Genomic DNA, 23,548 nt, shown 5'->3' on the forward strand with positions numbered 1-23,548 from the left:
GACGTCACCACCGAACTGGTCAACATGACCGTGAGCATCGTGGACGGCTGGTACGCCGACACCCGCATTGACTGGGACTCGACCAGGCCACCGCCCGCCGCCGCCCACCCGGCGTCCGCGAACCGCGGCAACCTCACGGTCGGCGCGGCCAAGGCGGGCGCGCTGCTCGACCGGCAGCTCACCCTGGCCCGCACCCGGGCGCACTCCGCCGCCCTCCAGTGCCTGGGCAGCAGCCGCTTCCACGCCGTCGCCGACAAGGTGGCCTTACTGGCCAGCGAGGTCCCGCTGAGCGGCGCCGGACGCGGGGCCGCCGCCGCGGGACCCGACGCCGCTCCCGTCGACCTGCGCCCGCTGGCCACCGCCGCGCAGGAGCGCCTCACCGACGCCGTGGCCGCCCTCCCGCTGGTCACCGCGGGCAGTCCGTACAACGCCGAGGCGCTGGTCCACGGGCTCTCCCCGGACCCCGCCCCGCACCCCCAGGACGCCCCGTGGCACCAGGTCCGCCTGCTGCTGCGCCTGCACCGCTACGCCCTGGAGGCGCTGGCCGGCACGGAGGCCGGGGCCGGCGTTGCGGGCGGTGCCCCCCAGGACGCTGTGGACGTGCGCCTCCTGGCCGCGGGCGAGGCCCTGAACCGTCACCGCGACGCCGCGGAGGCCGCCGCGGCCGCCGCCCAGGCCGCCCGTACCCCGCGCATCGCCCCGGCCACGGCCTACGCGCTCGGCGTGCTCCACGCCGACCAGCGGCATGAGGTGGAGGCGGCGCGGTACGCGTTCCAGCACAGCTGGCGCAAGGAACCGATCAGGCTGCCGTAGGAGCGGCCGCGGGACGACGGGAGGCGTGCGCGCCGTGAGCCCGGCAGACGACGACACCACGGTCCGCGCGGCCGGCTGCGTCCTGTGGCGCCCCGCGCCCTCGACCGCCTCCCCCGGCCTGGAGCTGTGCCTCGTGCACCGTCCGAAGTACGACGACTGGTCGCACCCGAAGGGCAAGCTCAAGCCCGGTGAGGACCCGCTCGCGGGCGCCCTGCGCGAGGTCGCGGAGGAGACCGGGTACGCCGCCGAACCGGGCACCGAGCTGCCCACCGTGCGCTACCGGGCGAACGGCCGCCCCAAGGAGGTCCGCTACTGGGCCGCGGCGGCGGGCGCCGGTGCGTTCGCCCCCTCCGACGAGGTCGACCGCATCCTGTGGCTGACCCCCGACGCGGCCCGTACCCGTCTCACCGAACCCCGGGACCGCGACCTCGTCGACGCGCTGCTGGCGACGCGCCCCCACGGAACCGGCCACTGAACCGACCCCGGGACCGACCCCGACCCTGCCTCGGAACCCGCCCGTGTCCTCGACGTAAGCGTTCCGTGACCTCACCGCACCGTCCACAGGGGTTCACCCGGCGTTCATTTATGCCCTTCGGCGCCTTCATCTCATCTGCCTAATTTCGGCCTTACCACTCCTCGCACGCCGCCGAATTCAGGACGGCGGCTCCTGGAAGGAACTCCCTCAAGTGAAGCTTCAGCGCATGAACCGGCGGGCCCTCGCTCTCGGTGCTCTCGCCGTCTCCGGCGCCCTGGCCCTCACGGCGTGCGGCTCCGACGACACCGGCGGCAGCAGCAACGGCGGAGACGCCAGCGCCGCCGCCAACAGCAACATCAAGTGCGACGACGCCAAGGGCCAGCTCCAGGCCTCCGGCTCCTCCGCCCAGAAGAACGCCATCGACGCCTGGGTCAAGCAGTACGTCGCCGCCTGCAACGGCGTGCAGATCAACTACAACCCGACCGGCTCGGGCGCGGGCATCACCGCCTTCACGCAGGGTCAGACCGCGTTCGCCGGTTCGGACTCCGCGCTGAAGCCGGAGGAGATCGAGGCCTCGAAGAAGGTCTGCAAGGACGGCCAGGCCATCGACCTGCCGATGGTCGGCGGCCCGATCGCGGTCGGCTTCAACGTCACCGGCGTCGACTCGCTCGTCCTGGACGCCCCGACGATGGCCAAGATCTTCGACAGCAAGATCACCAACTGGAACGACGAGGCGATCAAGAAGCTCAACCCCGACGCCAAGCTTCCCGACCTGAAGATCCAGGCCTTCCACCGCTCGGACGAGTCCGGCACCACGGACAACTTCACCAAGTACCTGAAGGCCGCCGCGCCGGAGGACTGGAAGTACGAGGGCGGCAAGTCCTGGGAGGCCAAGGGCGGCCAGTCCGCACAGGGCTCCTCCGGCCTGGCCGGCCAGGTGAAGCAGACGCCCGGCGCCATCTCGTACTTCGAGCTGTCCTACGCCAAGGACGGCATCAACACCGTCGACGTCAAGACCGCGGCCGCCGAGCCGGTCAAGGCCACCGTCGAGAACGCCACCGCCGCCATCGGCGCGGCCAAGGTCGTCGGCACCGGCAAGGACCTCGCCCTGGAGCTGGACTACACCCCGGACGCCGCCGGCGCCTACCCGCTGGTCCTGGTGACGTACGAGATCGCCTGCGACAAGGGCAACAAGGCCGACACCCTGCCCGCCACCAAGTCCTTCCTGAACTACATGGCCTCGGAGGACGGCCAGGGCCTGCTGGCGGACGCCGGCTACGCCCCGATGCCCACCGAGATCATCACCAAGGTCCGCGAGACCATCTCGGGCCTGAGCTGACCCGAGTGCGGTCCGGTCCCCGCGGGGGCCGGACCGCACCGTCCGGTGCACCGCCGCCAGGAGCCCCCGACCGGGGCTCCGCCCGAGCCGCCGACCACGACGGCTCCGCAGACCGGAGAACCCGATGGACATAACAACGGACACCCAGAAGCCAGCCCCCTCCCGCACACCCCAGCCGCCCGCCCCCGGCGACACGCGCGCCACCCGCGGCGTCACCCGCCCCGGCGACCGGATCTTCGTCGGGCTCTCCCGCGGGTCCGGCATCCTCGTGCTGGTCATCATGGCCGCCATCGCGGCCTTCCTGACCTACCGCGCCGTCCTCGCCATCGGCGAGGACGAGGCGAACTTCTTCACCAGCTTCGAATGGAACCCGACCGGCAGCCCGCCGGAGTTCGGCATCGCGGTCCTGGCCTACGGCACCGTCGTGTCGTCGATCATCGCCATGGCCATCGCCGTCCCGGTCTCGGTCGGCATCGCGCTGTTCATCACGCACTACGCGCCGCGCAAGCTGGGCGGCCTGATCGGCTACGTGATCGACCTGCTCGCCGCCGTGCCCTCGATCGTCTACGGCCTGTGGGGCGCGCTCGTCCTCGTGCCGCACCTGGACGGACTCTACGGCTGGCTCGACGAGTACCTCGGCTGGACCGGGATCTTCGAGTGGAACGGCGGCGCGGGCCGCTCGCTGTTCACCGTGGGCATCCTGCTCGCGATCATGATCCTGCCGATCATCACCAACGTCAGCCGCGAGGTCTTCCGGCAGGTCCCGCGCATGCACGAGGAGGCCGCCCTGGCCCTCGGCGCCACGCGCTGGGAGGTCATCCGGATGTCGGTGCTCCCGTTCGGCCGCTCCGGCGTCATCTCCGCCTCGATGCTCGGCCTCGGGCGCGCGCTCGGCGAGACGATGGCCGTGGCCATGGTGCTCTCCCCGACCTTCGACATCAGCCCGAGCCTGCTCGACCCGGGCGGCGGCACCTTCGCCCAGAACATCGCCAGCAAGTTCAACGAGGCCACCCAGATGGGCCGTGACGCGCTGATCGCCTCCGGTCTCGTCCTGTTCGTCATCACCCTGCTGGTCAACGGCGGTGCCCGCATGATCATCGCCCGCCGCAAGGAGTACTCGGGGGCCAACGCATGAGCAACGCAACCCTGACCCCCAAGAACCGCAGCTCCCTGCGCGCCGCCACGCTGCCCAAGTGGTTCCCCTGGGCGGTCGCGGCCGGCTCGGTCCTCCTCGGCCTCGGCATCAGCGCCGCCGCCGGGCTGAACAGCAGCATCCAGTGGGCCCTGATCGCCGCGGTCCTCTTCGTCGGCGGTTCGTACGGCATCTCGGCGGGCGTCGAGGGCGGCCGGCAGGCCAAGGACCGGGTCGCGACCAGCATGGTCTGGGTCGCCTTCCTGCTGGCCCTGATCCCGCTGGTCTCCCTGATCTGGGAGACCGTGAAGCAGGGCGTGAAGGTCCTCGACGGCTACTTCCTGACCCACTCCATGGGCGTGGTCGGCGACGCGGAGCCCGGCGGCGGCATCTACCACGCCATCCTCGGCACCCTGGAGCAGGTCGGCCTCGCCACGCTGATCTCCGTGCCGATCGGTGTGCTCACCGCGATCTACCTGGTCGAGTACGGCCGCGGCCGGCTCGCCAAGGCCGTCACCTTCTTCGTGGACGTCATGACGGGCATCCCGTCCATCGTCGCGGGCCTGTTCGTGCTCAGCCTGTGGGTCCTGATCCTGGACATGGGCCCGTCCGGCGTGGCCGGCTCGTTCGCCCTGTGCATCCTGATGATCCCCGTGGTCGTCCGCTCCACCGAGGAGATGCTCAAGCTCGTCCCGAACGAGCTGCGCGAGGCGTCCCTCGCCCTGGGCGTGCCGAAGTGGCGCACGATCATCAAGGTGGTCCTGCCGACCTCGATCGGCGGCATCGTCACCGGCGTCATGCTGGCCGTCGCCCGCATCACCGGCGAGACGGCCCCCGTGCTGCTGCTGGTCTGGGGCACCGACTTCATCAACGCGAATCCCTTCCAGGACCCGCAGGAGTCGCTGCCGATGTACATCTACCTGCAGTACGGCGCGGGCTCCGACGCGGCCTACGACCGTGCCTGGGCGGCGGCCCTGACGCTGATCGCGTTCATCATGATCCTCAACCTCGCGGCCCGCGGCATCGCCCGCTGGAAGGCCCCGAAGACCGGTCGCTGACGCGACCCGCAGAAGCACCGTCCGCGACCGGACCCGAAAGAAGCAGTGATACCCATGGCCAAGCGCATAGATGTCAGCGGCCTCAACGCCTACTACGGCTCCTTCCTGGCCATCGAGGACATCTCGATGACCGTCGAGCCCCGCTCCGTGACGGCCTTCATCGGCCCCTCCGGCTGCGGCAAGTCCACCTTCCTGCGCACGCTCAACCGCATGCACGAGGTCACCCCGGGCGGCCGCGTCGACGGCAAGGTGATGCTGGACGACGAGAACCTCTACGGCGCGGGCATCGACCCGGTGGCCGTGCGCCGCGAGGTCGGCATGGTCTTCCAGCGCCCGAACCCGTTCCCGACGATGTCGGTCTACGACAACGTGGCGGCGGGCCTGCGCCTGAACGGCAAGTACAAGAAGTCCCAGCTGGACGACGTCGTCGAGAAGTCGCTGCGCGGCGCCAACCTCTGGAACGAGGTCAAGGACCGCCTGAACAAGCCGGGCTCCGGCCTCTCCGGCGGCCAGCAGCAGCGCCTGTGCATCGCGCGGGCGATCGCTGTCGAGCCGAACGTCCTGCTCATGGATGAGCCCTGCTCCGCCCTCGACCCGATCTCCACCCTGGCGATCGAGGACCTGATCGGCGAGCTGAAGGAGCGCTTCACGATCGTCATCGTGACGCACAACATGCAGCAGGCGGCGCGCGTCTCGGACCGTACGGCGTTCTTCAACCTGGCGGCGGTCGGGCAGCCCGGCAAGCTGATCGAGATCGACGAGACGGAGCGCATCTTCTCCAACCCGTCGGTCCAGGCCACGGAGGACTACATCTCCGGCCGCTTCGGCTAGACCGCCCCTCCCAACCCCTCGCGGTGCTGCATGGCGGTGCCACCGCGAGGAGCACAAGGGCCCGCCCCCGGAATCCGGGGGCGGGCCCATCGCCGTACGGGGGGCGCCGCTACAGGAACGCCAGGTTCACGATCCAGAACGACACCGCGGCCACCACCGCGGCGGCCGGCATCGTGATGAACCACCCCATGATGATGTTCTTCGCGACCCCCCACCGCACGGCGTTGACCCGCTTCGTGGCGCCCACACCCATGATCGCCGAGGTGATCACGTGCGTCGTGGAGATCGGCGCGTGGAAGATGAACGCGGACCCGAACATGATCGAGGCCCCCGTCGTCTCCGCGGCGAACCCCTGCGGCGGGTCCAGCTCGATGATCTTCCGGCCCAGCGTCCGCATGATCCGCCAGCCGCCCGCGTACGTCCCGAGCGACAGCATCAGCGCGCAGGCAAGCTTCACCCACACCGGGATCGGGTCGCCGTAGTCCTCGACATCGGCGATGACCAGCGCCATCACCACGATGCCCATCGTCTTCTGCGCGTCCTGCAGACCGTGCCCCAGCGCCATACCCGCCGCCGACACCGTCTGCGCGATGCGGAAGCCGCGCTTCGCCTTGTGCGGATTGGCCCGCCGGAAGATCCACATGATCGCGGTCATCACCAGGTAACCGGCGACCAGACCGATCACCGGCGACACGAACATGGGGATGACGATCTTGTCGACGACTCCGTGCCAGTACACGGTCGTGCTCCCGGCCAGCGCCGCGCCGACCATGCCGCCGAACAGCGCGTGCGAGGAGGAGGACGGCAGGCCGAAGTACCAGGTGATGAGGTTCCAGACGATGGCGCCCACGAGCGCCGCGAAGAGGATCCCCATCCCCTTCGAACCCTCGGGGGTCTCGATCACCCCCTCACTCACGGTCTTGGCGACCCCGGAACCCATGAACGCGCCTGCCAGGTTCATGACCGCCGCCATGGCGAGCGCCGCCCGGGGCGTCAGCGCACGCGTCGACACGGAGGTGGCGATCGCGTTGGCCGAATCGTGGAAACCGTTGGTGTACGTGAAGAAGAGCGCGACCCCGATGGTCACGATCAGTGCAAAGGTGTCCATGAACGGCTCAGGACTCCTTGACGGCGATGGTCTCCACCGTGTTCGCCACGTGCTCGAACGCGTCGGCCGCTTCCTCCAGCACGTCCACGATCTGCTTGAGCTTCAGCACCTCGATGGCTTCGTACGAGCCGTTGAAGAGGTGGGCGAGCAGCTTGCGGTGAACCTGGTCGGCCTGGTTCTCCAGCCGGTTGACCTCGATCCAGTACTCGGTGAGGTTGTCCATGGTGCGCAGGTTCGGCATGGCCTCGGCGGTCAGCTCGGCGGCCCGCGCCAGCACCTCGATCTGCTGGTCGACGCCCTTGGGCAGTTCCTCGACGTTGTAGAGGACGACCAGGTCGACGGCCTCCTCCATGAAGTCCATGATGTCGTCGAGGGAGGAGGCGAGGTTGTAGATGTCCTCGCGGTCGAAGGGCGTGATGAACGAGGAGTTCAGCTGGTGGAAGATCGCGTGCGTGGCGTCGTCACCCGCGTGTTCGGCGGCCCGCATACGCTCTGCGATCTCGGCCCGGGCGGATGCGTCCGCCCCGAGCAGTTCCATCAGGAGCTTGGAGCCCGTGACGATGTTGTCCGCGGAGGCGGCGAACATGTCGTAGAAGCTCGTCTCCCTGGGGGTCAGACGAAAGCGCACGTGGGGTCCTCGGGGTGCATCGGTTTCGGTCAGGCTGATGCTAGGCGCATCATCCGGCCACTGCTAACGGGCCGTCCCCCAGTGTCGCCCATCAGGCAGAGTGATGAGCAGGGGGGCGACGTCGGCGCTCCGGCAAGGGCCCCCTACCCGGGAAAGTTCGTTACCATATACCCACCAGGGGTATATGTCCGTATCAGGAGGACGCGATGACGACCACCGAGGCCGGCGCGGGTGCGCCCTCCTCCGCCGTGGACCCGGCGGTGGACCAGGCGGAGACGGACGGCACGGACATCGTGACCGACCACGACCGCGGCGTGCACGGGTACCACAAGCAGAAGGACGAGCACCTCAAACGCCTGCGCCGGATCGAGGGCCAGATCCGCGGCCTGCAGCGGATGGTCGACGAGGACGTCTACTGCATCGACATACTGACCCAGGTCTCCGCCTCCACGAAGGCCCTGCAGTCCTTCGCACTGCAACTGCTGGAGGAGCACCTGCGCCACTGCGTCGCCGACGCGGCCCTCAAGGGCGGCACGGAGATCGACGCGAAGGTGGAAGAGGCGACGAAGGCCATCGGCCGCCTACTGCGCACGTGAACGCTCCTCGGCCACGCGCAGCACCTCGTCGATGCTCTCCAGGCTGAGCCGCTCCCGGGCGGCCGACGCCGCGATGATCAGCTCGCCGCACAGCTCGATCTCGGCGAGGGCCACGTGGTCCTGAACCGCCGTACCGCCGACCGGAGCCACACGCGTCACCTCGTCTCTGCCGTCACCGACTTCCTAGAGTAGGGAGCGGCCTACGCACCGCGCATGGCACGGAAGGGCTAGTTCTTGCCGTCGGCCGCCGCACCGGAGCCCTCGCCCGGCCCGCCCGCGTCGCCCGGCCCCGCGGCGATCTTCCCGGCGTAGATGTCCTGCTCCTCGGGCAGCCGTACGCGGACGGCTGCGCCGAAATCGTAGAGCAGCGTCGTCGAGGCGACGTCCACGATGCCCCCGCTCTCCCGCCCGTTGGAGAAGCTGAAGCGGTGCCGGACCTTGCGGATACGGCCCTCGTCGTCGAGGTAGGCGTCGAACGGCACCTCGGCGGTGGCGAACCCCTCGGCCGCCGCGGCCAGCGCCTTCCTGTTGCCCGCCGAGGCACCGCGCGCCGCCCGCGCGAGATCGGCGGTCCCCCGGTAGTGCCGCACCTCGGTCCCGGCCAGCTCCGTGCGCCCCACGAACGTCGCCGTCCGCGCCCCCCGCAGCACCTCGGCGGCGGCGAACGGATCCGTCGCCCCGCCGGTCACCAGGTTCCCGTCGGACAGCGAGGCGGTCTCCACCCGCACCCACTTGTCGTCGGGCACACCGGCGCCCCGGTTCTTCATGAACAGGGCCCCCGGGGCCAGCAGTTCGGTGATCGGCCGGTGCTCGCTCGACCCCGCCGGGTCCTGCGGCAGCCGCACCTTCAGCTGCCCGAGCCGGGCCTCGAAGTCGTACACGCCCTCGCCCCGGATGGTCACCCGCGTCCCGCCGCTGGCCATCTGCATCGCGGTACGCGCCTTGGCGCTCCCGGCGGCCACCAGCCGGTCGGCGGCCCGGTGCAGCACGGCGACCGGATCGCCGCCGTCCGCCCCCTGGACCGCGGCCCCCTGCCCGGAACACCCGGCAACGGCCAGACAGACGCAGACCACACCGCCGGCGAGGGCGAGACCGCCGCCCGGCCTCCCACTCCGCAGCTCCCGCTCCCGCCCGACCATCGCCACCTGCTATCCCAAGCCGTCACGCCCGTTCCGAACCCCCTGCCGTCCCGCTTAACGAGGGGCAGGCGACCCCGGTAACGTTGTGGGCGTGGCGCAGCAGGACGGTCTCGAAGCCCCCGGGGACGCCCCGGAACACCTCACGACAACGGTCGAACAAGGCCCCTTCTGCCTGGCCCGCTGCACCTGCGGCTGGCGAGGCCCGGCCCGCAGAGCCAGAAGCCAGGCCCGCACCGACGCCCAGACCCACACCCCCGCCACCTAGCCGCGGGCAGCCGCCGCCCCCATAGCTGCGGGGTGCGGTGCCACCGCCCCCGTAGCTGCGAGCAATCGCGCCACCGCGCCCCATAGCTGCGGGCAGCCGCACCCCCCATAGCTGCGGGCAGCGGTGCCGCCCCACCCCGTAGCTGCGGGCAATCGTGCCGCTGGGGCGGCACGGGTGGGCGCAGCGGCACCCGGCCAGCGCCGGGCCGCGTCCCCACCCCCGACCACACCGACGCCGTACACCTGTCCACTCCCGCACACCACCGCACCCCAGGGAACCCAACCCCCCGCACCCCCGTCTCCTTCCACGACCCCCCACGGGACGCGGAGGCGACATGCACCGGCGCACATTCCTCAGCACCACCACAGCCGCCGCCCTGGCGGCCACCACGACCGCCTGCACAGGCAAGGACCACTCCACAGGCACCGACTCCAAACCCACCGGAGCCACCGGAGCCACCGGAGCCACCGGAGCCACCGGAGCCACCAACACAACCTCCACCACCCGCACAGCCAAGGCCGGCAACAGCGCCCCCCGCACCCCCACGCCCAAGGCCCCCGCCACCTGGACCGCCCTCGCCAAGTCCCTGGACGGCCCACTGATCCGCCCCGGCGACCGCACCTGGAAAACGGCCCACCAGCTCTACAACACCCGCTTCGACACCCTGAAACCCAGCGCCGTCGCCTACGCCGCCCACCCCGACGACATCCGCACGGCCCTCTCCTACGCCCGCGCCCACCACATCCCCGTGGCGATCCGCAACGGCGGCCACTCCTACGCCGGCTGGTCCTCCGGCGACGGCCGCCTGATCATCGACGTCTCGAAGCTGAACCGCGTCCGCGCCTCCGCCGGCGAGGCGGTCGTCGGCGCCGGCGCCAAGCTGATCGACGTCTACCGCGCCCTCGCCGCGAAGGGCGTGACCGTCCCGGCCGGCTCCTGCCCCACCGTGGGCGTCTCTGGCCTCACCCTCGGCGGCGGCCACGGCGTCGTCTCCCGCGCCTACGGCCTGACCTGCGACAGCCTCACCCGGGCCACCCTGATCACGGCGGACGGCAAGGAGATCACCGCCGACGCGACGGGCGGCCACAAGGACCTCTTCTGGGCCCTGCGCGGCGCGGGCAACGGCAACTTCGGCATCGTCACGGAGTTCCACTTCCGCACCCACCCCGCGCCCCGGGCGGTGTCGGCGTACCTCACCTGGCCCTGGCGGAAGGCCGCCGCGGTCGTCCGCGCCTGGCAGGAGTGGGGCCCGGACCAGCCCGACGAGATCTGGTCCTCCCTCCACCTGGCCACCGCCCCCGGCCGCACCCCCACCGTCTCGGTCGCCGCCTTCTCCCTCGGCACCTACGGCGAACTCCAGAACGCCGTGGACCGCCTGGCCGACCGCGTCGGATCGTCCGCGAGCCACGTCTCCCTCAAACGCCGCACGTACGAGCAGTCGATGGAGATGTACGCGGGCTGCTCGTCGTTCTCGAGCGACGCCCGCTGCCACCTCCCGGGCTCCGTCCCCGGCCACTCGCCGGAGGGGGCGCTCGGCCGCGAGACGTACGCCGCCCGCTCGGACTTCTTCGACCGCCCCATCCCGTCGGCCGGCATCAAGGCCCTGCTCTCCCACCTGACCGACCCCGTGCGCGGCGGCGCCGGCAGCATCGCGTTCACGGCGCTCGGCGGTGCGGTGAACCGCGTCTCCCCGACGGCCACCGCGTTCGTGCACCGGCGCTCCCGGACGCTGGCCCAGTACATCGCCTCGTGGCGGCCGGGCACGAGCGGCACGGCGGCCCAGTCCTGGCTGAAATCCACCCACGGCGCGATGCGCCCGTACGCCTCGGGCGCCGCCTACCAGAACTACACGGACCCGACCCTGAAGGACTGGCGGAAGGCCTACTACGGAGACGCGGCCCCGCGCCTGGCACGTCTCAAGCACCAGTACGACCCGGACCGCGTCTTCACCTGCCCACAGGCGCTGTAAGCGTCAGGCGGCGAGATCCCGCTCGCCCGACGCCTCGGAGGCGCTCTCCTTCCGCGCGCCCGGAATCACGGCACCGCGCCCGGCGGCACCCGTCCGCCCGCGCGCGCTGACCAGCCACCCCACCCGGGGCGAGCGCTCGACGGCCCGGGTCAGCGGCGTCAGCAGGGCCATCGCGACCGGCGACAGCAGCAGCGCGACCGCCGTGCCGAGCGCGAACCCGCCCACGACGTCCGTCGGGTAGTGCACGCCCATGTAGACCCGGGCGAAGCCGCCGAACAGGGCCAGCACGATCGCGGCGATGCCGAACTTCCGGTTGGTGACGAACAGTCCGACCGCCAGGGCCATGCAGAGCGTGGCGTGGTCGCTCACGAAGGAGTAGTCGTTCTTCCCCGCCACGAGCACTTCGAGCCCGTCATGCGATGTGAAGGGCCGGGGCCGCTCCACGAATCCCCGTATCGGCACGTTGACCAGGACCGCGACTCCGGCCGCGAGCGGCGCCCACATCAGCGCGGCCACGTTCGAGGCGGCGTCCTCGCCGCCCCGCCGCCGCACGCCCCACCAGCACCACAGCACCAGCAGCACGATCGCGAACAGCAGTCCGTACTCACCGACGAACTCCATGACCCGGTCGAACCAGTGCGGCGCGTCCTTGGCCAGGCCGTTGATGTCGTAGAGCAGCTCGACGTCGGGGTTCGACCCGGATTCGGCGAGTCCAGCCATGGTGCTGCGGCCCCTTCGTCATGTCCTCCGGCGCACCGAACGCGCGCCTCTTCTGCCACCCCCGTGGTCAGCTGTACGTCAACAGGAACGCACGTCCCCAGTTGATACGTTCCACACTCCACTGAATGATCACGCAGACGTTATCGAAGAGAAACACGTCGCCGCAGCTCAGGGCAGGGTTTCACGCTAAGTTCACACCCTCCCATTCACACCGTGGTGGGCAGCGCTTTCGCGCCATCCTCGGTCACCCGGGTGGCCCCGAAATAGTCGGGGGTGTCGATCGGGTCGAACCGGATCACGGCACCCGTCCGTGGCGCGTCGATCATGTACCCGCCGCCCACGTAGATCCCCACGTGCCGGATGGCGCGCGAGTTGGTGAGGTCGTCCGAGAAGAACACCAGGTCCCCCGGCAGCAGTTCGTCCCGCGCGGGATGCGCCCCCGCGTTGTACTGGTCGTTGGCGACCCGCGGCAGCTTGATCCCCACACTCTCGTACGCCGCCTTGGTCAGCCCCGAACAGTCGAACCGCCCGCCCTGATCGGCCGTCCCGTTCCCGCCCCACAGATACGGCGTCCCGAGCTTCTTCTGCGCGTAGGCGATGGCCCCGGCGGCCTGCTCCGACGGATCGACCCGGGTGGTGGGCGCGGCGAAGCTCTTCTCCAGGGTCGTGATCACCTTGACGTAGTTCTGCGTCTCCTTGTACGGCGGCACGCCCTGATACTTGATCACCGCGTAGGCCCCCGCGTTGTAGGAGGCCAGCATGTTCCTGGTGGGATCGCCGGGCACGTCCTTCACGTACGAGGCGAGGGAGCAGTCGTACGACGCCGCCGACGGAATCGCGTCCGCCGGGTCCCACACGTCCCGGTCCCCGTCCCCGTCGCCGTCGATGCCGTGGGTGGCCCACGTTCCGGGAATGAACTGCGCTATCCCCTGCGCGGCCGCCGCGCTCCGGGCCTGCGGGTTGAACCCGCTCTCCTGGTACAACTGGGCGGCGAGCAGCGCGGGGTTGATGGCGGGGCAGAGATTGCCCCACTTCTGCACGATCGGCTGGTACGCCGCGGGCACGCTCCCCTTGGCGAGCTTCTTGGCCCCGCCGCCCGCACCGCCGGCCAGGTTCCCGGCGACGAGGTAGACACCGACGACGAGCAGCATCACGAAGCCCATCCCCAGGGCAACCGCGACGCCGGCACCGACCCACATCTTGCGCATGGTCCAACCATCCCCCATGGGCGCACGGTTCAGTGACGTTTCCCGGCCATGTCGGACTACCTGAAAGTCAGTCACACACCGTGATACCGGGCCGATTCGATCACGCCACAGAAGGGCTTAACGACGCAACCACGTAACAGGTTGCGCCCCGCGTCATTGCCCGGCGTAACCTAGCGTGATACACAGAGTGACCATACGACTCTCCACGCACCGTTCCGCACCACCCGGCCAGGGCCCGGCGCGGAACGGTGGCAAGCTATTCGTACGAAACCCGCCAATCAATGACGCCAAGTCGACATGCGACGGTGCCATTGTCGGTGACAATGAGGCTTGACCTCTGCATGTCCGCAGAGGATGCGGAACTACCCAACAGGGGCGGTGACTTACGTGCTCTTTGCGGCCGACGAGGGAGACATCAACACCATCATCGGGGGGATCGCTCCGGACTGGGGCCCCTTCGGTGCGCTGGGGACCGAGGCCAAGACGATGGTCCAGGTCGTCATGGCCGTCGCCATCCTGCTCTGCCTCGGCATCGCCATCTGGGGCGCCGCCAAGCAGCGCATCGGCGCCACCGCGCTCCGGGACACCTTCAGCGCGGAGCAGGGCAAGGGCCTGATCGTCGCGGGGCTGACGGGCGTGTTCATCATCGGCTCGCTCGGCACGCTCTTCACCATCGTGTACGGGATGGCCGTGTAGCCCGGCACGCAACGGTTCCTCCCCCTCCATCCCACCCGCCCGTCGTGCCAACCGGCTGAGGTTGCGTTTCCCTGATGTCGAGTCATAACACCGCGCCCGAGCGGGAACCAGCACGGCTACCGTCGTACGTACACGGTCGACCCGACGTCGAGGGGGCGTACGCGGCATGAGTCTCGGAGACGATCACCACTCGTCCGGCGATTACGGCGGTGCCGGTCAGACCCGGCTCCGGCTGCCGGAGGAAGAGGGCGGCCCCCGACGCGGCGGCCGCTCCTCCTCGCGGAGCCTGGTCACCGTGGTCGGCGTCGTCGTCCTGCTCATCGCCGCGATCGCCTTCGCGAACCGTGGAGGAGACGATTCCGGATCCGCGGAGGGCGGCGACGGGGACAAGCCGAAGACGTCGGCGACGGCACCCTCGGGGACGCGCCCCGTCCAGTCGGGCTTCGCCCATGACGAGCAGGGGGCGCAGAGCGCGGCGGCGAACTACGCGGTGACTCTCGTGTCGGCCGACATCTTCAAGCCTGCCCAGCGGAACGAGATCGTGCGGCAGGTCTTCGTGGCCGACAAGCAGGCCGCTCTCGCCGCCAAGTTCGACAAGGTCTACAGCGAAGAATTCCTCAGCAGCATCGGCCTGGACAAGAACGGCAACGCCACAGGTGGCAACACCTATGTCTCGCGCACCATGCCGATCGGGACCAAGGCCACGCAGTACTCCGACACGAACGCGACCGTGGACGTCTGGTGCACGGGTGTGTTCGGCACAGCGGGTGAGAAGACCACCACCCCCGTCAGCAGCGACTGGTTCACCATGACTCTGCAGCTGCGCTGGGTGGACAGTGACTGGAAGGTCGAGTCCTTCTCCCAGAAGGACGGCCCGGCGCCAGTCCCGGGCGACAACAAGGCCTCCAGCGCCGACGAGATGTCCAAGGCCGTCCAGGAGTACGGAGGGTTCACGTATGCCCGCTAACCAGCGTCGCGTACTCAAGGCCGCCGGTGCCTTGACGGCCGTACAGACAGCGCTCGTGCTGTTCGCCACGCGTGCCGCCGCGGCGCCCACGCCGTCGCCGACCCCGTCGGACGACAACTGCGACCTCATCGTGGGCCCCGCCAAGGACTACTGCGAACGAGGCGAAGGCGGTGGCTCCGGTGGGGGTGGGGGGACCACGCCGGACACCCTCCCCAGCACCCTCGACCCCCTCTCCTCCCTCGCCAAGGGCTGTGCCGACGCCGCCGCCTGGACCGTCGACACGCTCAGCGACGCCGTGAAGAACACCGCCGACGTCGACTTCACGAACGACACGTTCCTCAAGCAGTACGCCGTCGTCTTCGCGGCCTCCGCGTTCCTGACCCTGATCCTCTGGCTGCTCGCCGTGGCCAAGCGCGCCGTCCGCGGCGTCCCGCTCACCACCGCGCTCTCCGAGGCCGTCGGGTTCCTCTGGCTCACCGTCCTGGCGTCGGCCTTCACGCCGTTGATCCTGTACACGGTCGTGTCGGCCACCGACGCCGTGACCGAGGTCCTGGCCAAGGGCACCGGCGACCAGACGGACACCTTCTTCGGCACGTTCTCCGAGGCGCTGAAGCAGGGCAACGACATCGGCGGCGGCCCGATCATGCTGATCCTGGTGTCGTTCGTGTCGATCGTCGCCGCGGGCGTGCTCTACCTGGAGCTGTACCTGCGCGCCGTCCTGCTCTACGTCGGCGCCCTGCTCGGCGTCGTCGTCTACGCGGGCCTGGTCGACAAGAACCTGTGGGGCCACGTCCGCCGCTGGGCCGGCATCATGATCGCCGTGATCATGGTCAAGCCCGTGATCGTCATCGTGCTGGGTCTCGCGGGCGCGCTGACCACGGCGGACGGGCCCGACTCCGTGGCCGCCATCGTGTCCGGCCTCGCCATCATCCTGCTCGCGATCTTCGCCTCCGCGATGATCTACCGCTTCGTCCCCGGCTTCGGCGACGAGATCGCCAACGGCCGCAACAACCGGATCATGCAGGGCGCCGAGGGCAAGGCCGCCGCCGTGATCAGCTCCCCGGCGAACCTCGTCGCCCAGGGCATCAGAACCCACAGCAGCCGCAACAACGGCGACAGCGGCGGCGGAGCGTCCTCGTCCTCCGCCGCGGCCCGCCCCTCGAACCCCGCCTCCGGCGGAGTCGCCGCGCACAGCTCGCGCCCCTCGAACGGCGGCGGCGGAAATGTCCCCTCCGCCGCACCCGCACCGCGCTCCGGCAGCCCGGTGAACACACCGCACGCAAGCAACACCCGCAACAGCAAGAGCACAGGAGGTGACGGGCGTTGACGACCGAGTCCCACGTGTCCCACACGGTCACGCCCCGCCGTACGTATCTGATCGGCCGCGCCCGGCCGAACGCGATCGTCGGCCGCAACCGCGAGACCGGAGAGATCGCGCTGATCGTCGTGGGCGCGTTCCTCGGCATGATGTGCGGGCTCCTCGTCCCCGTCCTGAGCCTGCGCATCGTGCTGCTCGCCGGCTTCCCGATGCTCGCGCTGGCGGCCGTCTACGTGCCGTACAACCACCGGACGTTCTACCGGTGGTTCGAGATCAACCGCAGCTACAAGCGCACGCTCCGCAAGGGCACCACCTACCGCTCCGGCGCCATCGAGGCCGGTACCAGGATCGACGGCCAGGAGATCGAGGTCGGCCCGCCGCCCGGCATCGGCCGCATCTCCTGGCTGGCGGCGCCCTTCGGGCCCGACGAGATCGCCGTCCTGCTGCACGCCGACCGCAAGACCGTCACGGCCGCCATCGAGATCGAGGGCCCCGGCGTCGGCCTGCGCGACTCCGAGGACCAGGAAGCCCTCGTCGACCGCTTCGGCACCCTGCTCAAGCACGTGGCCAACGGCGACGGCTTCGTCACCCGCATCCAGATGCTCGCCCGCACCCTCCCGGCCGACCCCGACGCGCACGCCAAGGACGTCGCCCAGCGCGGCGACGGCAGGTCACCGGCCTGGCTGCAGCAGTCGTACGACCAGCTCCAGTCGATGGTGTCCACCAGCAGCGAGCAGCACCGCGCCTACCTGATCGCCTGCATGCACTACAACCGCGAGCTGGCCGCCGAGGCGCACACCATGGCCCGCGCCGCCCGGCCGCACAGCGGGCGCAAGCTGGACCGGGACGCCGGTCTCGCGATCGTGATGGCGCGCGAGCTGACCGACATCTGCTCCCGTCTCCAGGAAGCCGACATCCGCGTCCGCCAGCCGCTGGGCCAGGGCCGCCTCGCCTCCCTGATCCACGCCATGTACGACCCGGACCACCCGATCGACCACATCCAGGCGATGACCAAGCGCAACGCCTGGCCGGCCGAGCTGGACGCGATGGAGCCCACCTACCTCCAGGCCAAGACCCGCGAGTCCGCCACCCGCGCCCCCTGGTGCCACGCCACCGCCTGGATCAAGGAGTGGCCGATGACCCCGGTGGGCGTCAACTTCCTGGCCCCGCTCCTGGTCCACACCCCGGACGTGATCCGCACGGTCGCGGTCACCATGGACCTCGAACCCACCGAGGTCGCCATCGAGCGGATGCTGACCGAGAAGACGAACGACGACGCCGAGGCCTCCCGCGCCGCCAAGATGAACCGCACCGTGGACCCCCGCGACATCGCCGCCCACGGCCGCCTCGACCAGCGCGGCGAGGACCTCGCCAGCGGCGCGGCCGGCGTCAACCTGGTCGGCTACATCACCGTCTCCTCCCGCAACCCCGAGGCGCTGGCCCGCGACAAGCGGACGATAAGGGCCTCGGCCGGCAAGTCGTACCTGAAACTGGAGTGGTGCGACCGTGAGCACCATCGCGCCTTCGTGAACACTCTTCCGTTCGCCACCGGCATCCGAAGGTAGGGGCTGAGCCTGATGCGGGACCCGCTGACCGTCCTCACCGACGCCTTCACGTCCTTCCTCTTCGGGAAGGTGGAGACGACCCGCCTCCCCGTCCGCACGTCCACCGGCCAGGCCCAGGCCGTCTACCTGCCCACGGCCGCCCCCGGCCTCGGCGACTCCGGCGTGATCATCGGGCGCGAGGTCTACTCCGGCAAGGGCTACATCTACGACCCCTTCCAGCTGTACGGCCAGCAGCTCCCCGCCCCGCACTGGCTGGTGCTGGGCGAGTCCGGCAACGGCAAGTCGGCCCTGGAGAAGACGTACGTCCTGCGCCAGCTCCGCTTCCGGGACCGCCAGGTCGTCGTCCTGGACGCCCAGGGCGAGGACGGCGTCGGCGAGTGGAACCTCATCGCCGAGGAGCTGGGCATAACTCCCATCCGCCTCGACCCGATGGCCGCCCTGGACCACGGCATCCGGCTCAACCCGCTGGACCCGGCGATCACGACGACGGGCCAGCTGGCGCTGCTGAGGACGATCATCGAGGTCGCCATGGGCCACGGCCTGGACGAGCGCTCCGGCTTTGCCCTCAAGGTCGCGCACGCCTACGTCAACGAGACCATCGTCGAGCGCCAGCCGGTCCTCACCGACATCGTCGAACGGCTGCGCCACCCCGAGCCGGAGTCCGCCGAGGCGATGAACGTCGCCATAGACGACGTGCGGGCCTGGGGTCTCGACGTGGCGCTGGTCCTGGACCGCCTCGTCGACGGTGACCTGCGCGGCATGTTCGACGGTCCGACGACGGTCGGCATCGACCTCGACGCCCCGCTCATCGTCTTCGACCTCTCCCACATCGACCGCAACTCCATCGCCATGCCCATCCTCATGGCCATCGTGGGCGTGTGGCTGGAGCACACCTGGATCCGGCCCGACCGGAAGAAGCGCATCTTCCTGGTCGAGGAGGCCTGGCACATCATCAACAGCCCGTTCGTGGCGCAGCTGTTCCAGCGGCTGCTGAAGTTCGGGCGCCGGCTCGGTCTGTCGTTCGTGGCGGTGGTGCACCACCTGTCGGACGTCGTCGACGGGGCGGCCGCCAGAGAGGCCGCGGCCATCCTCAAGATGGCCTCCACCCGCACCATCTACGCCCAGAAGGCCGACGAGGCACGGGCCACCGGACGCGTCCTCGGCCTGCCCCGCTGGGCGGTGGAGATCATCCCCTCCCTCACCCCCGGCATCGCGGTGTGGGACGTCAACGGCAATGTCCAGGTGGTCAAACACCTGATCACCGAGACCGAACGCCCGCTGGTCTTCACCGACCGCGCGATGACCGAGTCCTCCACCGACGTGACCGACGACGCGCTGCGCGCCGCGGAGCTGGAGGCGGAGGAGCGGGCGGCGGCGTTCATGGAGCAGCACATCGGCGACTCGTCGGAATCGACGGTGGCGTAGGACGCGAAACGGAGAGGCACCGGACGCATGAGACCGGACGACCGCCGCGATCAGCGGCCGGCCCAGGGCGGCATCCCCGACGGCCTGCTGATCGGCATACTGGCCTTCCTCCTCGGCATGACCCTGCTGGTGTGGACGGCGACCGGCCTGGCCGCCCTGTTCGCCCACGGCTCCTGGCCGGCCGGCGTCAGCTTCACCGGCACCCCGCAGGCCATGCGCCAGCTGATCGCCCAGCCCCACGACCTCCCGGGCGCCTGGCCGGACGCCCCTCGGACGGCACTCTCCGGATACGGGCTGTTCTGGGGCCTGTTCATCGGCCAGCTGATGGTGCTGGTGGTGCTGGCGGTGTTCGTGATGGGCACCGTGGCGCGATGGCGTGCGGTACGGCAGCGACGGCGCGAGGAGCCGTCACCGGCACCGGCATCGGCACCGGCACCGGCACCGGCACCGGCACCGGTCCAGGAGACGCCGGTACACGAGACGCCCGTGACACCGGTAGGGGCAGCCCCGCAGCACGAGGTTCCCACCCCCAGGGCGCCGCAACAGGCCCCGGCTCCGGAGATCGAGCCCGTGGCCGCCGCGACCAACGGCAAACGGGTGAGCGGGTGGGAAACCACCCGCGTCGAAGGCGCGGTGCACTACGCCCCCAGGGAAAGCCGCCACTCCACCGCAACCGAGGCCCTGCGGGACGCGGAAGGCGCCGCCCTCGTCATCACCTCGAACCCCGCCCTCTGGTCGGAGACCAAGGACGCCCGCGCCAAACTCGGCCCCACCCACCTCTACGACCCGAACCACCTCTGCGACACCCCCGCCCGCTTCCACTGGTCCCCCACCGCGGGCTGCGAGGACAGAGCGACGGCCACCGCCAGGGCCGCCGCCCTGCTCACCCCGGTCCGCCCCACCGCCCGCCTCGACCAGGCGCTCGGCGACACGGCCGAACTGCTGCTGCGCAGCTACCTCCACGCCGCCGCCATCGACGGCCGCACCGTCCGCCACGTCCACCGCTGGTCGCAGGGCCTCCAGGTGCAGGACGCCGTCCGCATCCTGCGCACCCACCCCAAGGCCGCCCCCGGTTCCGCGGGAGAACTCGAAGGGGCCCTCACCGCCCACCCCGAGCGCCGTGACATGGCCCAGCAGCTGACCGCCCGGGCCCTGGCCGCGCTGTCCACGGTCAACATCCGCGAGGCGTGCACTCCCAACCGAAATGATGCCCTCGCCTTGGATTCCTTCATCCATGAACAGGGCACCCTTTACGTGGTGGGTGAATCCATTGAGGACCCCCGCACGAGCCCGGGCGCGATGCCGCTGCTGACGGCGCTCGTCTCCAGCGTGGTCGAGCGCGGCCGGCGCATGGCCGAACGGTCATCCTCCGGTCGCCTCGACCCACCAATGACACTCGTCCTGGACGACGTCGCGGCCGTGGCCCCGCTGCCCCAGCTCCCGGAACTGCTGGCCGCCGGCACGGACATCGGCATGCCGACCCTGGCCCTGCTCCGCTCCCGCGAACAGGGCCGGGCCCGCTGGCCCCACGACGAGCTCCCCGTCTGACCGGAGCGCGGGGCGGGTCAGCGCTCCAGCACGTACTCCAACTCGTGGTCGCCGGGCCCGCCCACCAGCGGCACCGTCCGCCCGCTCGGCACGAACCCGGCCTTGCGGTAGGCCCCCTGCGCCCGCTCGTTGTCCGGATGCACGATGAGCCGCAATCGCTCCGCGCCGTGCGCCCACGCCCACTCCAGACCGGCGTCGAACAGCGCCTTGGTCAGCCCGCTCCCCCGCCACTCGGGCCGGACGAACACCCCGACGACGTGCCCCTGCCGCCGCTCCACCGGAAACCCGGCCCAGTCCGTACTCCCGGCCTCCTCCACGATCACGGTCAGCGTGCCGAGCCACAGTCCACCGGGCCCCACGGCCACGAGCTGCTGCGCCCCGGCAGCCCCTTCGGCGCCCCCGGCCGCCCGCTCCTGCCAGAAGGAGTCCGGCCGCGCGGCCGCGTCGTCGTACGTCTCCAGGTACGCGAGGTCCGCGACCGGATCCCGCAGCGCCCGCAGCCGCAGTTCCCTCACCGCGGGCCATTCGTCGGCGCGTATGGAGCGGATCACGTAGTCACCGGGGACCGAGGCACTCATGCCGGCCACCGTAATACCCGGGTACTAGGCCCCTCACCTCATATACGGCCCCCCGGGCGGACGCCCGCCGCGCTCCGACCCCCGACCATGGTCGGATGGAGCCCGTGAAGCCGGTGCCGGAACACCGAGCCGCCGAACCACTCACCGAGTACGTCCAGCGCGTCAACCGGCGGCTCCGTGCCTTCGACCACCGCCATCCGCTCGTGTGGGACCTCCTCCTCACCGGCTTCTGGGTACTGGCCGCCCTGATCGACGCCACCGGCGGCGGCTGGCGCAACGTCGCCCACGACCCCGGCGTTCCCGTCGGCCTCGTCCTCGTGCTCAGCCTCGCCCTCTCCGTCCCCCTCCTCTGGCGCCGCAGTCACCCCGGGGCAGCCCTGCTCGTCACCCTGCCCGCGGCACTGGTGAGCGCCTGGTCGGGCGCCGCGCTCCAGGCCGCCCTGCTCCAGCTCCTCCTCGTCCACCACATCGCGCTGCGTCTGCCGCTGCGCAACCTCTGGTGGGTGGTGACCCTGGTCATTGCCCCGACCTGCGTCACGGCCGCCCGTTACGGGGACAGCGCGGGCTCCTGGAACCAGCAGCTCGGCTCGCAGCTCCTCTCCATCGGCGTGGCCGCCCTCATCGGCGTCACCGTCCGTGCCCGACGCGACCACACCGCGGTCCTTGAAGACCGCGCCCGCCGCCTGGAGACCGAACGCGACCAGCAGATCAGGCTCGCCGCCGCGGCCGAGCGCGCACGCATAGCCCGGGAGATGCACGACATCATCGGCCACAACCTCTCCGTCATCACCGGCCTCGCCGACGGCGGCCGGTACGCCGCCGCCAAGTCCCCCGACCGGGCCGCCCAGGCCCTCGACGCCATCGGCACCACCAGCCGCCAGGCCCTCGGCGAACTCCGCCGCCTCCTGGACGTCCTGCGCGACGACGACCACGACGGCACCGGCCCGTCGCCCGAACTGGCCCCGCAGCCCGCCCTCACCGACCTCGACCGCCTCCTCGACGGCGTCCGCCGGGCCGGCCTCCCCGTCCGCACCACCGTCAAGGGGGAACCCGCACTCCCCGAGGGCCGCCAGCTCACGCTCTACCGCGTCATCCAGGAAGCCCTCACCAACACCCTCAAGCACGCCGGCCCCGACGCCACCGCCCACATCGACCTCTCCTACGAGGCGGGCGGCGCCGTCACCCTCACCGTCACCGACACGGGACGAGCGGCCCCGCTCCCGTCCTCCGCCCTCTCCGACGGCCGCGGCCTGCCCGGGATGCGCGAGCGAACCTCCCTGTACGGGGGCACACTTGAGGCCGGCCCACGCCCGGCGCCCGAGCAGGGCTGGCGTGTCCATCTGCACCTACCGGAGGAACCCCCGCAGTGACCACCGTCCTCATCGCCGACGACCAGCCCCTCCAGCGCTTCGGCTTCCGCATGCTCCTGGAGAGCCAGGACGACATGACGGTCGTGGGCGAGGCGGCCAACGGCGCCGAAGCGACCCGGATGACGGCCGAACTCCACCCCGACGTCGTTCTCATGGACGTCCGCATGCCCGGCCTGGACGGCATCGAGGCGACCCGTCGCATCGTCGCCGGCGGCGGCCGCACCCGCGTCCTCATCCTCACCACCTTCGACCTGGACGAGTACGCCTACTCCGGCCTGCGCGCCGGCGCCTCCGGCTTCCTCGTCAAGGACGCCCAGCCGGAGGAACTCCTCTCCGGCATCCGCGCGGTGGCCACCGGCGACGCGGTGGTCGCCCCGAGCCTGACCCGCCGCCTGCTCGACGCCTACGTCCACCATCTCCCGGCCGCCACACCGCCGAACCCGAGCGGCTCCCCCGACCCACGCCTGACCACCCTCACGGACCGGGAGACCGAGATCCTGCGGGTCATGGGCCAGGGCTGGACCAACACGGAGATAGCCGAGCGCCTTCACCTCGCCGAGTCGACGGTGAAGACCCACGTAGGCCGCATCCTGGCCAAGACGGGTTCGAGAGACCGCGTCCAGGCCGTCATCCTGGCCTACGAGACAAAACTGGTCGGCTAGGAAACGGGGGCTGAACGCAGAAAACCCCGCACCGTTTCCGGTGCGGGGTTTCCTCGCAATGATTGTTCGGCGGCGTCCTACTCTCCCACAGGGTCCCCCCTGCAGTACCATCGGCGCTGTAAGGCTTAGCTTCCGGGT

24 protein-coding genes and 1 rRNA gene are annotated in these 23,548 nt (G+C 70.7%); 17 read left to right on the plus strand and 8 right to left on the minus strand.

The features are described 5' to 3' along the window. The 6 genes from BZZ08_RS34495 to pstB form a co-directional block, all read left to right on the plus strand. Positions 1-813 (plus strand): CHAD domain-containing protein (locus BZZ08_RS34495; RefSeq protein ID WP_241965641.1); only part of this gene is annotated, 813 nt, incomplete at its 5' end. Between the two features lie 34 nt (positions 814-847). Next, complete coding sequence (locus BZZ08_RS34500) at positions 848-1,288, plus strand: NUDIX hydrolase (RefSeq protein ID WP_104636151.1); 441 nt, start codon at positions 848-850, stop codon at positions 1,286-1,288. A gap of 211 nt (positions 1,289-1,499) precedes the next feature. Next, complete coding sequence (pstS, locus tag BZZ08_RS34505; protein WP_198601869.1) at positions 1,500-2,627, plus strand: phosphate ABC transporter substrate-binding protein PstS; 1,128 nt, start codon at positions 1,500-1,502, stop codon at positions 2,625-2,627. A gap of 124 nt (positions 2,628-2,751) precedes the next feature. Further along, complete coding sequence (gene pstC / locus BZZ08_RS34510) at positions 2,752-3,762, plus strand: phosphate ABC transporter permease subunit PstC (protein ID WP_104636136.1); 1,011 nt, start codon at positions 2,752-2,754, stop codon at positions 3,760-3,762. Then, positions 3,759-4,817 carry a phosphate ABC transporter permease PstA gene (gene pstA / locus BZZ08_RS34515; RefSeq protein ID WP_104636137.1) on the plus strand — a complete coding sequence of 353 codons (1,059 nt, stop codon included), beginning with the start codon at positions 3,759-3,761 and terminating at the stop codon, positions 4,815-4,817. Before pstC ends, pstA begins: the two co-directional genes overlap by 4 nt. 54 nt (positions 4,818-4,871) lie before the next feature. Next, on the plus strand, positions 4,872-5,648 hold the full coding sequence (gene pstB, locus BZZ08_RS34520; protein ID WP_003974830.1) for a phosphate ABC transporter ATP-binding protein PstB: 777 nt from the start codon (positions 4,872-4,874) through the stop codon (positions 5,646-5,648). Positions 5,649-5,757: 109 nt separating this feature from the next. Here pstB and pitH read toward each other — a convergent pair whose 3' ends face one another. Next, positions 5,758-6,756 carry a low-affinity phosphate transporter PitH gene (pitH, locus tag BZZ08_RS34525; protein WP_104636138.1) on the minus strand — a complete coding sequence of 333 codons (999 nt, stop codon included), beginning with the start codon at positions 6,754-6,756 and terminating at the stop codon, positions 5,758-5,760. Between the two features lie 7 nt (positions 6,757-6,763). Next, positions 6,764-7,384 (minus strand): DUF47 domain-containing protein, encoded by a 621-nt coding sequence (locus BZZ08_RS34530; RefSeq protein WP_007451048.1) that lies wholly within the window; start codon positions 7,382-7,384, stop codon positions 6,764-6,766. A 206-nt stretch (positions 7,385-7,590) separates the two neighbouring features. Here BZZ08_RS34530 and BZZ08_RS34535 point away from each other — a divergent pair, with 206 nt between their 5' ends. Beyond that, a complete protein-coding gene (locus tag BZZ08_RS34535) occupies positions 7,591-7,980 on the plus strand; it encodes a metal-sensitive transcriptional regulator (protein WP_104636139.1) in 390 nt (129 codons plus the stop codon). On the opposite strand, the gene BZZ08_RS39105 is transcribed toward BZZ08_RS34535, so the two are convergent. Continuing rightward, positions 7,966-8,130: a hypothetical protein gene (locus tag BZZ08_RS39105; protein WP_007451049.1), complete on the minus strand. Its 165-nt coding sequence runs from the start codon at positions 8,128-8,130 to the stop codon at positions 7,966-7,968. The genes BZZ08_RS34535 and BZZ08_RS39105 overlap by 15 nt on opposite strands. A gap of 77 nt (positions 8,131-8,207) precedes the next feature. Next, complete coding sequence (locus BZZ08_RS34540) at positions 8,208-9,119, minus strand: hypothetical protein (RefSeq protein ID WP_104636140.1); 912 nt, start codon at positions 9,117-9,119, stop codon at positions 8,208-8,210. A gap of 91 nt (positions 9,120-9,210) precedes the next feature. Here BZZ08_RS34540 and BZZ08_RS34545 point away from each other — a divergent pair, with 91 nt between their 5' ends. Together BZZ08_RS34545 and BZZ08_RS34550 are read left to right on the plus strand one after the other, a co-directional pair. Then, positions 9,211-9,384 (plus strand): hypothetical protein, encoded by a 174-nt coding sequence (locus tag BZZ08_RS34545; RefSeq protein WP_198601870.1) that lies wholly within the window; start codon positions 9,211-9,213, stop codon positions 9,382-9,384. Positions 9,385-9,718: 334 nt separating this feature from the next. Next, positions 9,719-11,353, plus strand: coding sequence for an FAD-binding oxidoreductase (locus BZZ08_RS34550; RefSeq protein WP_104636142.1), 1,635 nt, complete (start codon positions 9,719-9,721; stop codon positions 11,351-11,353). A 3-nt stretch (positions 11,354-11,356) separates the two neighbouring features. Here the strand turns inward: BZZ08_RS34550 and BZZ08_RS34555 are convergent, their stop codons facing one another. Together BZZ08_RS34555 and BZZ08_RS34560 are read right to left on the minus strand one after the other, a co-directional pair. Further along, entirely contained in the window at positions 11,357-12,073 is a 717-nt protein-coding gene (locus BZZ08_RS34555) for a phosphatase PAP2 family protein (RefSeq protein WP_104636143.1), read from the minus strand. A 206-nt stretch (positions 12,074-12,279) separates the two neighbouring features. Next, positions 12,280-13,299, minus strand: coding sequence for a C40 family peptidase (locus BZZ08_RS34560; protein ID WP_104636144.1), 1,020 nt, complete (start codon positions 13,297-13,299; stop codon positions 12,280-12,282). A gap of 369 nt (positions 13,300-13,668) precedes the next feature. Here BZZ08_RS34560 and BZZ08_RS34565 point away from each other — a divergent pair, with 369 nt between their 5' ends. The 6 genes from BZZ08_RS34565 to BZZ08_RS34590 all read left to right on the plus strand — a co-directional run bounded on the left by BZZ08_RS34565 (position 13,669) and on the right by BZZ08_RS34590 (position 20,800). Next, entirely contained in the window at positions 13,669-13,977 is a 309-nt protein-coding gene (locus BZZ08_RS34565) for a hypothetical protein (RefSeq protein ID WP_104636152.1), read from the plus strand. 166 nt (positions 13,978-14,143) lie between these two features. After that, positions 14,144-14,944: a hypothetical protein gene (locus BZZ08_RS34570; protein ID WP_104636145.1), complete on the plus strand. Its 801-nt coding sequence runs from the start codon at positions 14,144-14,146 to the stop codon at positions 14,942-14,944. Continuing rightward, the gene (locus BZZ08_RS34575) at positions 14,934-16,271 is read left to right on the plus strand and encodes a hypothetical protein (RefSeq protein WP_198601871.1); all 1,338 of its coding nucleotides are present in this window, start codon (positions 14,934-14,936) and stop codon (positions 16,269-16,271) included. The genes BZZ08_RS34570 and BZZ08_RS34575 overlap by 11 nt, the downstream gene beginning before the upstream one ends. Continuing rightward, entirely contained in the window at positions 16,268-17,827 is a 1,560-nt protein-coding gene (locus BZZ08_RS34580) for an SCO6880 family protein (protein ID WP_104636146.1), read from the plus strand. Before BZZ08_RS34575 ends, BZZ08_RS34580 begins: the two co-directional genes overlap by 4 nt. Before the next feature lie 12 nt (positions 17,828-17,839). Further along, positions 17,840-19,252: an ATP-binding protein gene (locus BZZ08_RS34585; RefSeq protein WP_104636147.1), complete on the plus strand. Its 1,413-nt coding sequence runs from the start codon at positions 17,840-17,842 to the stop codon at positions 19,250-19,252. Between the two features lie 27 nt (positions 19,253-19,279). Beyond that, a complete protein-coding gene (locus tag BZZ08_RS34590) occupies positions 19,280-20,800 on the plus strand; it encodes a type VI secretion protein (protein WP_104636148.1) in 1,521 nt (506 codons plus the stop codon). A gap of 17 nt (positions 20,801-20,817) precedes the next feature. Here the strand turns inward: BZZ08_RS34590 and BZZ08_RS34595 are convergent, their stop codons facing one another. Continuing rightward, entirely contained in the window at positions 20,818-21,378 is a 561-nt protein-coding gene (locus BZZ08_RS34595; protein WP_241965642.1) for a GNAT family N-acetyltransferase, read from the minus strand. A 95-nt stretch (positions 21,379-21,473) separates the two neighbouring features. Between BZZ08_RS34595 and BZZ08_RS34600 the strand changes: the two genes are divergently transcribed. Both BZZ08_RS34600 and BZZ08_RS34605 read left to right on the plus strand, forming a co-directional pair. Continuing rightward, a complete protein-coding gene (locus BZZ08_RS34600; RefSeq protein WP_104636149.1) occupies positions 21,474-22,748 on the plus strand; it encodes a sensor histidine kinase in 1,275 nt (424 codons plus the stop codon). Beyond that, positions 22,745-23,410: a response regulator gene (locus BZZ08_RS34605; protein WP_104636150.1), complete on the plus strand. Its 666-nt coding sequence runs from the start codon at positions 22,745-22,747 to the stop codon at positions 23,408-23,410. Before BZZ08_RS34600 ends, BZZ08_RS34605 begins: the two co-directional genes overlap by 4 nt. A gap of 64 nt (positions 23,411-23,474) precedes the next feature. Here BZZ08_RS34605 and rrf read toward each other — a convergent pair. Further along, positions 23,475-23,548, minus strand: a 5S ribosomal RNA gene (rrf, locus tag BZZ08_RS40160); the annotation flags it as partial.

Origin of the sequence: Streptomyces sp. MH60, from assembly GCF_002939385.1 — a bacterium.
GTDB lineage: Bacteria > Actinomycetota > Actinomycetes > Streptomycetales > Streptomycetaceae > Streptomyces.